7 protein-coding genes and 1 pseudogene are annotated in these 12,131 nt (G+C 42.9%); 3 read left to right on the top strand and 5 right to left on the bottom strand.

Annotated elements, in window-relative coordinates; translation table 11 throughout:
* From Q0541_RS00990 to Q0541_RS00980, 3 genes and pseudogenes are all read right to left on the bottom strand, one after another.
* Positions 1-3,252 (bottom strand): annotated as a pseudogene (locus tag Q0541_RS00990) (ribosome assembly protein 4); the annotation flags it as partial.
* Positions 3,253-3,313: 61 nt separating this feature from the next.
* A complete protein-coding gene (locus Q0541_RS00985) occupies positions 3,314-3,502 on the bottom strand; it encodes a hypothetical protein (RefSeq protein WP_298904329.1) in 189 nt (62 codons plus the stop codon).
* 383 nt (positions 3,503-3,885) lie between these two features.
* Positions 3,886-5,235, bottom strand: a complete 1,350-nt coding sequence (locus tag Q0541_RS00980) for an AAA family ATPase (protein ID WP_298904327.1) — start codon at positions 5,233-5,235, stop codon at positions 3,886-3,888.
* Positions 5,236-5,530: 295 nt separating this feature from the next.
* On the opposite strand from Q0541_RS00980, the gene leuC reads away from it, so the two are divergent.
* From leuC to Q0541_RS00965, 3 genes are all read left to right on the top strand, one after another.
* Entirely contained in the window at positions 5,531-6,934 is a 1,404-nt protein-coding gene (gene leuC, locus Q0541_RS00975; protein ID WP_298904325.1) for a 3-isopropylmalate dehydratase large subunit, read from the top strand.
* 107 nt (positions 6,935-7,041) lie between these two features.
* Positions 7,042-7,650 (top strand): 3-isopropylmalate dehydratase small subunit, encoded by a 609-nt coding sequence (gene leuD / locus Q0541_RS00970; RefSeq protein ID WP_298904331.1) that lies wholly within the window; start codon positions 7,042-7,044, stop codon positions 7,648-7,650.
* A gap of 817 nt (positions 7,651-8,467) precedes the next feature.
* Positions 8,468-10,042, top strand: coding sequence for a calcium-binding protein (locus tag Q0541_RS00965; protein WP_298904323.1), 1,575 nt, complete (start codon positions 8,468-8,470; stop codon positions 10,040-10,042).
* A gap of 463 nt (positions 10,043-10,505) precedes the next feature.
* Here Q0541_RS00965 and Q0541_RS00960 read toward each other — a convergent pair whose 3' ends face one another.
* Both Q0541_RS00960 and Q0541_RS00955 read right to left on the bottom strand, forming a co-directional pair.
* A complete protein-coding gene (locus Q0541_RS00960; RefSeq protein ID WP_298904321.1) occupies positions 10,506-11,693 on the bottom strand; it encodes an FAD-dependent monooxygenase in 1,188 nt (395 codons plus the stop codon).
* 130 nt (positions 11,694-11,823) lie between these two features.
* Positions 11,824-12,021 (bottom strand): hypothetical protein, encoded by a 198-nt coding sequence (locus tag Q0541_RS00955; RefSeq protein ID WP_298904319.1) that lies wholly within the window; start codon positions 12,019-12,021, stop codon positions 11,824-11,826.
* Positions 12,022-12,131 lie beyond the last annotated feature (110 nt).

Below are 12,131 nucleotides of genomic sequence, written 5' to 3'. Positions count from 1 at the left end.
GCTGTAGGCGACGCTTCTGACCAAACTGCTATGACCTTCTAAAGTATTCACCTCGATCGCACGATTTTCTTTCTTCTCCTTTGACTTTAAGTAAACCGCTTGCTGTAAAGTTGCTACAGTTTGCATTCGGGTATCGCTTCTTTCTAATGCCGAAGGTGTAAGTTTGAGTTTGTTACTTGCTTTTAAGGCTGCGATTAAGGCATCTGGATGTTGTCCAGATGCAAGAAACGCTTCTGAAGAATTATTAATAGCGTTAATTTCATTAACATCAGCTACTTTTCTTTGCTCATTTGCCTCTTTTGCCGATCGCCATGATAAACCTGCTAACCCAGCGAATACTAATACTGCGGCGACGGAACCAAAAAGGGCGCGTTTGAGAAAGTTATTCAGTTTTGCGTCACTCAGTTTTCTTTGTTCTCGTTCCTTTTCCAGTTGCGCCATCACCTGCTTTAACTTCGGTTCTTGTTGCTGGCGGATAAACGTGGCTAAATAGTCATGTACCAGTTGATAACGGTCAGCCGGGTTTTCTGGTAGCAAAACCACCAAGCCAGATTGGACAAAAATCTCTAACACTAAATCTAATTTGCTGATATCAAAAGCTTTATTCTCCCTAATTTCTGATCCCCCCGCCTTCGGCGACCCCGTTAAAAAGGGGGTAGAAGAAACTAAGCCCCCCTTTTGAAGAGGGGTTGGGGGGATCTCCGACAAGTACTCGTGTAAATCGCGTTCCAACTCAGCGCGAGTCTTTAACGGGCGAGTTCCTTTTTCATCCGTCAGCAAATACAGTAATATTTCTGCTGCTTGCTGATTCTCAACGCCACAATCATTAACAACTTCATCCAAATAACGCTTAACCAATTCGTCCTTAGTGCCAAGCTGCTGATATTCTGCCAGAGTTGTAATATTCTCCGTTTGCAGTTGCGCCCCCACAACCTGCAACTCAATGGGACGAACTTCACCCAATTCTCCGGCTAAATCTTGCACCAGTTGTTCAACTAAAACATCCTCTAAGTGAAAACTAGTATTTTCAGTTAAACGCTGAATAATTGACTTCGTATCAGCAGGTGAGAAATTCCCCAACTTGTAAAGCACATTACTACTGAGAATGTCATTGCCAATAATCTTCAGGCTAGACAAATCATTGCACTCTAGCAAGTAATGGATGTAATCCACCCGCAGCGATAAGATAACTTTCACCGATAGAACATTCAGACACTCTCCCAGAAACTCAAAGAATTGCTTTCTTTGTGCAGGTTCGGTGTAAACAAAGAAAAATTCCTCAAATTGATCAAAAATTAGCACTGTGCGGAGGTTGCGCTGTTCGTTTTCTTTAAGTCTGGATATTAAATATTGCGGAGTTCCGAGTTCTGAGGGTGAACGTTGACCTTCTGAAGCTGAACGTTGACCTTCTGAGGGTGAAAGTTGACCTTCTGAGGGTGAAAGTTGAAATTCTAACTCTCTCTCATCTCCCTCATCCCTCTCATCTCCGTCATCTCTCCCCAAAAGCCTCCCCAATTCTTCCACCCAGTTGGTATAAACCCGCATTACCACCGGCAAATAATCTTGAATCCCGATCGCTTTATTCTTTAAAGCTGGTACTAGTCCCGCATTCACCAGGGAACTTTTGCCGACACCCGATTGCCCATGAATGACTATCAGCTTATAATCAGGGCGACCCATACGTTCAATCAAACGTTCTACATCCAACAGGCGACCAGATGCAGCAATTTCTGGGGCAATATTTCCTTGGGGAGAGTTTGAGCGCAATATCTCTACAAATACCTGTTTTGTTGCTTCTAACCTACCCGCACCAATAAACGCCCGCAAGCCAAATTGCTGTTCAATGGAACGCCGTTGCTGTTTGATTTTGTATGCTTGGAGATATTCTTTCTGCTCAAAGTAAAGCTGCTGCAAAAACTTGAGAATATCCAAGTAAAGCCTGACATCTTCTAGGGGATTACCCACATCCCTAGCAGTTTCTAAGCTGAAAGTTGCCTCTTGAGTTTGACCTAAATGGTATTGAGAACGACCTAAAATAAACCGATATAAACTCAAATCTTTTGATTTTAAAACTCTTTCGGAAATCTCAGATAAAACCCCTGAGATATTCGCTGATTCCAAATTGGGAATCGCGGCAAAAACTTTCAAGGCTTGCTGAACAAGCTGATTTGCTTTCACCCAGTCTTTTTGAGCCAAAGCCACCTCAGCTAAAAAACCGTAATCCTTAGCTAATTCCCTTGGCTGATTGTTAGTTTGATGGATTACTAAAGCCTGTTCAGAAAGACTCTGCAACATTTCCCACTTTTGCAAGTCTCGCAAAATATCACCGAATTTAACTACTGCATTAGCAATTAAATCTGGATTGTGAAACAGGTTAATAACATTTATATACTCTCGAATATAATACCAAGCCGCTTGCCAATCTGGATGATTGATATCTGGATTTTTAAAAGCTTTGAGATAATAACAAACCCCAATCTCACCGAGGATTTTTGCCTGCCTTTCTAAATTATTACTTTCCTGCCAAAGCTTATAAGCTTTGTGATAATGCTGTAGCGCCGAATCTTGGTGATTATTTATCTGTTTTATAAAACCTAATAAAGATTTTAAATCAGCTTGAATTTCTAAATTATAAACATCTGGCTGATTCAATAAATCTCTTTGCGCCGTTTCTAATTCATTTCCAAGTTTAATATATATATCTACGTTCAAATTTAAGTTATTACTAAACCATTGATTAGCCGTTTCGATGATAAAATCTACTAATTCCTGTGTTGATATGGCAAAATTTCTCGTAGTTGCCCAACTCTCCAAATCTGGCGCAAGCTGTATTAGTTGCTTGTAGATTTCATCGTCAATCCACAACACTAAGGGAAAAGCAAAATTCTTGCGAAACTCCTCCCGCACCTGATTAGCAGAAGTTAACATCACAGACAAATTCTGCACTGATTCCAAACCCACAACCATCACACAGGCTGGTATTTCTTCGCCGAATTCTTCCTGAATCGCAGTATAAAGAGTCTTGCGAGATTGCTGCACCGCCAAGACACGAATTTCGACTTGACAAATTTCCCGCAATTTCTGGATGAGGCGATCGCGCTCTCTAGCATAATTACACCGGGCCAAAATCAGCTTAAACTGTCCCACAGAGGACTCAATCGCCCAAGCTAATTGTTGCAAAGAGCGTAGGCGTAGCCCGTCGTAGACATCATTATTTACATGGTCATCTTCTGATGGTTGCGAGTTTGTCATAAGTCATAAGCTGACGTAAATCTAGAGTGTAGGAGGCAAAGGAAGAATTAAAGACTACAAGTTAAACTTCCTGGCGTTTTAACTCCTGTATCAATACTTGAGTGCGTTTGCTAGCTTCTCTTGCTTGCTGTCTAAAATACTTGGCTTGTTGACGGTCACTTAAACACACTTCAGATGCTTTTCTACTAAATTCAACAGCTTGTTTACTGAGTTCTTTAATACGAGTCTTTAACTCTGGGATTGTTTTCATATTTCCTCCTGTTCTGAAATTACAATCTCTAAATTTTCTATCTCTTCATAAAGTCTATCTGCTCTACTAGCTAGTAAACTAGCGTCCTCAAAATCGTTGTTTTCTACAGCTTTATCCGAGGCTCTGACTTTTCACGATATCTGGAAAACCTCTCTCTAAATCTCTCTCCTCAAAGGAGAGAGACTTTGAATTTTCCCCCTTCCCGTGTCGGGAAGGGGGTTAGAGGGTTAGGTTTTTCGTGGGCTTTTCCACATAACGTGAAAAGTAAGATCTGAGGCTGAATACAATTCTTCTGTGATTTGGTGCAATTGTGCATAAGCTTTTAACAAAACATTTTTGGTTTCTGGTTTCATCATCTAATTATTCATCGGTTCCCTGATTCCTCACTGCAACTCCCTTGCTTCAGCCAAAACGGGATTAACATCAAACCAAGACTCGCCACCATCCCGATATTCAAACACAAACCGACTGCGAATCAGTTTTTGATATCCGTGGTCATCACTCACCTTTTTCCTTTCCTTGACATGACGTAACAATTGCCACTCTTCATCAGAAATCGGCAACATTATTTCATTCCGCCGAGAACGAATCACTTGCTCTAAGGTTTCACGGGTTAGGGGAAGACTCATTTCTTCCATAATCCAGGTATTCAACAGCCTCAGCACGTCCCGCACATGACCACCGCTCATTTTACATAACCGCTCTAGGCTAGCAGCACTATCAAAAATCTCGGTAGCTTTATTTAAACGCTCCTCTGGTGTCAAGTCAGGAAAAGCTCTAGCTAGTACCATCTGCTGCATGAGTGCCATTCCCTCTACATGAACACTGCCATCAGTTTTTTGTACAGGTACCATTGGTAACACCTTGGGGTCTTCTGGGAAACGCTGAGTCAGCATTCCGTAATCATTGGAAAACTTCAAAGCCAAGGGCATGGTGTAGAGGAGATGACAATTAAGCCTTGTCAAAAACTCACCTTGATCGACAAATAAATATTCCTGCTGCGGACGACCCCAAGGTTTGGCACGATTATCTATGCGGTCAAGATTATCGACAATGACCACCAGACCATTTTTACCCTGCTGTTTGAGTTTTGCCACGGCAGGTTCTAATAATTCTTGATTAATCGCTTCCAGCAGCTTAGTTTTTTGCGGTGCCAAATACTGATTGAGTTTTTCTCGCAGCGTGGGGTCATTTTTCATCTTCGCCGTGATTTCACCAATACCCACAGACAGAGAAAGCTTTTCTTTTTCAGAGGTGACACCAAAATCGCCGACATTTGGAACCTTAACTTTTACCCCCGTCACCTCGGAGTTTAAAACCTTCCAAGCATCTTGGAGCAACTCATTAAACTTGTTGGGTGACTCCAGGGTAATTTTATCCAGACTTTGACTCACCCGACGAGCGATCGCCAGCAGCACATCAGCAATATCGACATCGGTCATTTCCAGGTCATCACTGGACTCAAAATAGACCACGTGAAAGCCTAACTTTTCCAGTTCTGCCTGTAACCGTAATAGTTCTGTCGATTTACCACAACCAATATGCCCAGTAAATAAAGTGCAAGTGGGTTCATTGGGTTTAAAAAAAGTAATTTTCTGCTTCAGCTTGCCAAGAATATCACCACCTCGGACTGAGGAAAAATCTATGTAATACTTGCCATCAGAGCTATTGTTGACAAATAGAGTTCTGCTGGGATCGGTAGCTTGATAAAATTCCCGTAAATCTATAGGCATAAAGCTGGTAGTGCAATTATCTCGTATTGTCTTAGATATCCTTGTTCAAAAGGATAAAGTTATTTACATCTTTGCATCTCAATATTTCGGAGAATTTTCGCTTTTACCTCCCGTTCTCTCTTCCTCTGTGATCTGTGCGCCTCTGCGGTTCGTTAAAGAAGATTGAAACCACAGAGACGCAGAGCGCACAGAGAAATAAGAGTGCAAAGATGTAAGTAATATTAAGTGATCTGCAAAAACCTAGACTCTTTTTTGATACTATTTAAGGCCGGACTCTTTAAATATTGATTGACGTATGAGCAAAGGTACCCTGTTTGATAAAGTTTGGGACTTACACACCGTTGGTACACTTCCCTCAGGGCTGACGCAACTATTTATCGGGCTTCACCTAATTCATGAAGTCACCAGTCCCCAGGCCTTTGCGATGTTACGCGAGAGAAGTCTGAAAGTACTGTTTCCAGAGCGTACCGTTGCCACAGTCGATCATATTGTGCCAACAGAAAATCAAGCACGTCCCTTTGCCGATAGCTTGGCAGAGGAAATGATTCAGGCGCTGGAAAATAACTGTCAAGAAAATAACATAACTTTTTACAATATTGGTTCTGGCAGTCAGGGTATAGTTCATGTCATCGCTCCAGAACTAGGAATCACCCAACCAGGAATGACGATCGCTTGTGGAGATAGTCACACATCAAGTCATGGGGCATTTGGTGCGATCGCATTTGGTATTGGTACTAGCCAAGTCCGGGATGTTCTTGCTTCCCAAACTCTTGCCCTTTCTAAACTGAAAGTCCGCAAAATTGAAGTTAACGGCACCCTGAAGCCAGGAGTTTTCGCCAAAGATGTCATCCTGCATATCATCCGCACCCTTGGCGTTAAAGGTGGTGTGGGCTATGGCTACGAATTTGCAGGTACAACATTTGATCAAATGAATATGGAAGAGAGGATGACAGTTTGCAATATGGCGATCGAAGGCGGTGCTAGATGCGGCTACGTCAATCCCGATCAAGTCACCTACGATTACCTCAAAGGCAGAGATTTTGCTCCCATTGATGCAGATTGGGATAAAGCAGTGGCTTGGTGGCAATCGATCAAAAGCGATGCTGATGCCCAATACGATGATCTAGTCGTATTCGACGCTGCTGAAATTCCTCCTACTGTTACCTGGGGGATTACTCCCGGTCAAGGTATCGGTGTCAACCAGTCAGTGCCTCAACCAGAAGAACTGCTTGAAGAAGACCGATTCATTGCCGAAGAAGCTTACCGCTACATGGATTTGTTCCCCGGTCAACCCATCAAGGGTACCAAAATAGATGTCTGCTTTATTGGTAGTTGCACCAACGGCAGAATTAGTGATTTGCGGGAAGCTGCGAAAATCGCCAAAGGTCGCCATGTTGCACAGGGAATCAAAGCCTTTGTTGTCCCTGGTTCTGAAAGGGTGAAGGAAGAGGCGGAAGCTGAAGGACTGGATAAAATCTTTCAGGAAGCTGGATTTGAGTGGCGTGAACCGGGATGTTCCATGTGCCTAGCCATGAACCCCGACAAGCTACAAGGACGACAAATCAGCGCTTCCTCCTCTAACCGCAACTTTAAAGGAAGACAAGGTTCCTCCTCCGGTCGGACATTGTTAATGAGTCCGGCGATGGTCGCCACTGCTGCGATTAAAGGCGAAGTCTCTGATGTGCGCGAGTTGCTGTAACCCCATCTTGTGACAGAGAAAACTCTCTTAAACTTTCTTTCTTTCCTTTGCGTTCTTTGCGGTACCCTGCGGGAAGCCACTTCGTGTCTACGTTTTTTATAAAAATTATGGTGAGTGAAGTTAAAACAGTTTCAGGGCGCGGTATACCCTTAGTGGGCAATGATATAGATACCGATCGCATTATTCCGGCGCGATATTTGAAAGCCGTAACCTTTGATGGGTTAGGTGAAGGCGCGTTTATTGATGACCGGACAGCACTTAAAGGTGAACATCCCTTTGACCAACCCCAGTACCAAGGGGCGAAGGTTTTAATAGTCAACCGTAACTTTGGCTGTGGTTCATCACGGGAACACGCACCCCAAGCGATCGCAAAATGGGGAATCCAAGCTTTAATCGGTGAAAGCTTCGCCGAAATCTTTTTCGGTAACTGTGTGGCGATGGGTATACCTTGTCTGACAGCTGATGCTGCTACTATTAAACAACTACAAGAGTTAGTGGCTGCCAATCCCCAAGCCGCCGTGACAGTAAATCTGGAAACCTTGCAAGTGCAGATTGGTGATTACACTGCCGCAGTTGCGATTGAACAAGGGACTAGAAGCACGTTTATTTCTGGGACTTGGGACGCTTGCGGTCAGTTGGTGGCGAATGCTGACCAAGTTCGGGCAACAGCGGCAAAATTACCCTACGTCGGTTGGGGCAATTTAGCCGCGAGTTAGCATTCTCTCGTTCCCTAGTTATCAGCCAGGGAACGAGCGAATCCCAAGAATTTTCTATCTGCTCCATATAAAACATCAAAAATTGAATTATCAACCCGGCGTTGCGGCTTATCAACCTCTAGGTGCTTTGCAACGATCAGCTTGTGCGCTTAGTGGCGCTACGCTCCACTCCACTGAAACTAACTTTAGAACAGAAATATTGAATCAGATTAAAGTATTACATTTTCCTCATTAGATAAATACTTGTTTGAGAGTTAATGCAAAAATAAATACTTCATTATTCAGTAAAAACCCTTGATTATTAGTAGCAGGAATTGATTTATTGTAGCTACTTTTAGGTCACTGACACCTTTAAATACTTTGGATAAAGACTCACTATATTTTACGATAAACACTCACTTATTAATACTGCTTGACAAGTTAAACGTTTGTCACCAAAGTCACAATATGAACACGGGTTAGTATCTAATATTGTCATCTATTCAAAGCTACTCACATTTGTTTGAACTTTAGCGAAAATCATCCAATCAGTTGAAAGCTGGTTTGCAAAAGGCATTCACGAGCCATTTTTTCTTTTCTACATGACCCGAAAAGTCAGGATGTAGTAAGGGTTGTCTGCAAAGTTCATAGTGAAGAAGTTTTACAAAAACAAATATTCTGCATAAAAGAAAAATATATCCCTGAATAATAGTTAGCAGCTAAAAACTATAGGTTTCGTAGTTCGGAAACAGAAATTAGTACTTTCATACGTTTTCCTATAAATGAAGTACTAGTACATCATTACTCACTTAGAAATCAAGAATTAGGAGTATTAATCATGGCAGTAAATTGGATTCCAGGCCCAGGACCAACCTATGGATCAGATATAGGTATTAGTAATGCCGCTTCTGATAGCTTCAGTGGTTTAAGTGGAAATGACAGCCTCTATGGTAATGCTGGAAATGACAGCATCTATGGTAATGCTGGAAATGACCTCTTACGAGGTGGCGATGGTATCGACTTTCTATTCGGTGGGGACGGTAACGATACTCTACTAGGAAATCGTGGCAACGACACCTTCATTGGCGGAACCGGCAACGACCGACTGATCTGGAACAACGGTGACGGTAGCGACAGAATCAGCGGTAACGCTGGCTATGACGTGGTTGAGGTCAACGGCGCGGCGGCTGCGGGAGACAGTTTCCGCCTGCAACGAGACACCCAAGGCAGAGCAATCTTTGATCGGCTCAACCTAGTTCCCTTCACCCTGACTGTAGACAGCGCAGAGAGGTTTGAAGTTAATGGTGGTGGTGGTGATGATATCTTTGATGTCAACGACCTAACAGGAACAGCCGTAAGTGCCGTATCGTTTACAGGCGGTGCTGGAAATGACTTGCTTGATGGTACAGGCACAACTACACCGTTAATTGGCTTTGGTGGTGTTGGCAATGACAGCCTCTCTGGTGGTGCTGGCAATGATATTCTCTATGGTGACGCTGGTAATGATCTCTTACGAGGTGGCGATGGGATCGACTTTTTATTCGGTGGGGACGGTAACGATACCCTACTAGGAAATCGTGGCAACGACACCTTCATTGGCGGAACCGGCAACGACCGACTGATCTGGAACAACGGTGACGGTAGCGACAGAATCAGCGGTAACGCTGGCTATGACGTGGTTGAGGTCAACGGCGCGGCGGCTGCGGGAGACAGTTTCCGCCTGCAACGAGACACCCAAGGCAGAGCAATCTTTGATCGGCTCAACCTAGTTCCCTTCACCCTGACTGTAGACAGCGCAGAGAGGTTTGAAGTTAATGGTGGTGGAGGCGATGACATCTTCGATGTTAACAACCTGGCGGGAACTGGCGTAAGTACAGTATCGTTCACAGGCGGTGCTGGAAATGACCTGCTTGATGGTAGTGGCACAGCTACACCGTTAAGCGGCTTTGGCGGTGTTGGCAATGACATTCTCTATGGTGGTGCTGGCAATGACAGCCTCTATGGTGACGCTGGTAATGACATTTTACGAGGTGGAAAAGGTAATGATATCCTGACGGGCGGTAGTGGTAGCGATCGCTTCGTGTTCAGCTCAGGCGCTCCGTTCTATAGTGCTGATCTGGGTGTAGATAGAATTACTGACTTCAGCCCCAATGACAAAATTGTCCTGGATCGGTCAACTTTCGTCGGACTCTATAGTCCCCTCCAGATTAAGATAGTAGCTAATGATGCCGCAGCAGCAACTAGCTCTGGACTGATTACTTACAGTCTTGGAACTGGCAACTTGTTCTTCAACCAAAACTTGACATCACCAGGCTTTGGGACAGGTAGTCAATTTGCCAACATTGATAACGATAACAATATATACACATTACCACCAGTATTAGCAGTTACGAACTTTGAGATCGTTGCATAATCACACTTGTCTCAAAATCCATAGAATCTAAGGCATGTCTGCAAGCTTGCAGTTAGATCCCAATAGTCGCAATCATCAACATTGCTAAGTAGGGGTAATTGAATCTTCCTCGTACTTCAAGTACGGGGAGGATTATAATTTATTCGCGTTGATCTGCGTACATGGGTGTTTGATTACAAAGATATTGATTTGGAGTATTTTAAACTCAACTACTATAGAAATTTCTTATTTTACAAAAATTCATACTTTGATTAAGTTGTGTTAATTTTACGCGAATAATTCTCAACTATCCAAGGAATTTGTTGTGTTTGAGGACTTGACTAAAAACACTCACTTTTGATATCCTCAAATAACTCGATAAGATTAGCACCGAGTTTAACTTTTTTGGCTCATTACTCAGATTGTTGCTACTTTGAAAAAAACTAGCAATCCCTTCCGCAATCTCAATTTATACCAATAAGATTTAACTTGTTACAGATGGTTTGTAATTATACAACCATTTAGAAAAATCTTCATTGAGCGGCATTTGCCGTTGCTCTGTCTGTCCAGGAGATGTCGATGTGTCGTCGTAGTAGCGCATCTCACCCAAAGCACTACGAGCTTGGATGATTTTTGTCCGCTCAAGGCGACGCTGTTTGTAGTTAGTGAGAGCTTCTTGGAGATTAGCTGATTGGGAAAAACACTCTCCCAGTTCGTATGCATCTTCAAAAGTGGTATTTACTCCCTGTGCCATCGCAGGTGCCATTGGATGAGCAGCATCGCCTAAAAGTGTGACTCTGCCTTGGCTCCAGTGGGTTAACGGTGGGCGATCGCAAATCGGCCCCTCCCAAATTTGTTCGGCTGGTGTCGCTTCGACCACCGCCCGAAAGGATTCATCCCAGTCGGCTAATTCATGGAGAATACGAGATTTCACTTCATCAGCGCTGTGGGAAAGAGAGTAATCAGGCGATAACTTACGACTAATCCAACTGGTATAGCCGCCGCCCACATTGAGAATGTACATGAACTGTTTATTGCCTTTGACAAAAACTAGTTCATAATCATTAAATAGCTCGTGGTGATACTTGATGACGGCACGCCAACACATACTACCAATATAATTAGGCTTACCCTCGCCAAATAAAGTTTCTCTAATTACAGAGTTGACGCCATCAGCCCCAATCAGCAAATCTGCATATACAGGTTTTTCGCCATCAAAATGAATTTCCACACCGTTTTCATCTTGATCAAAGCTGATACAGCGATGATTGAGGTGAATGATGTCAGATGGCAATCTAGAGGCTAGAACTTGCTGCAAATGATACCACCAAACAGTCAATAATGGCTGTCCGTATTGCTCCAAGTATTTGGTTGCATTAGTTTGGATTGTTTCCCCCTGAATATTCTTTAAAACCGTGTGGTGAACCTCGCATCCTGAACTTTTGAGGGTTTCGACTATTCCCGGCGCGATCGCATCTAAAAAATTCAAGCCGTTAGGAGCCAGTCCTAATCCAGTTCCAGCTGGACGAAATTCTTGGGCTTTTTCATAAACTTGAACGTCTATCCCTTGGCTTCTCAGTACTATAGCAGCAGCCAAACCACCTGGGCCAGCACCGACAATGGCAACTTTCTCTACTATCGGTTTGGATAATTTCTGAGTTAAATTTTCCATGTTATTAGGTTAATTAGATAGGCTAAAACAATATTTAGTAGGGAATTATATCAAATCTTGAATAGAGATTTTCAAATATAAGATTTTTGCATATGATCCAAATGTTATTTAGAGCCTACCTTTAACATTACTATGAATCATTAATTCTACCATTGCGATCGCTTTGAAGTGTATCCGGCTTTTCTTGCATCCCAATCATAGCTTTACTACGTGACGGGGTGGCTGTAAAACTTTGAGCCACAATCACAATCCACAATACAATTGCCATCCCAGCTTCAATCGGTACAATTAAAACTTGTGTGTGAAAAATAGATGTCGTACTAGCCAAATTTTTACAGAAAATGGAAAATTAAAAAGCATAACGTTAATAGTTGAGAAGCGGATTTATATTTGAAAAGTTGATGACGAATTATTGACCAAATTTGGCGCTTGATGGAT

This window comes from uncultured Nostoc sp. (assembly GCF_937863485.1).
Lineage (GTDB): Bacteria > Cyanobacteriota > Cyanobacteriia > Cyanobacteriales > Nostocaceae > Nostoc.
The sequence above is the reverse complement of the archived record's forward strand: the minus strand, read 5'-3'. Positions and strand labels throughout refer to the sequence as shown.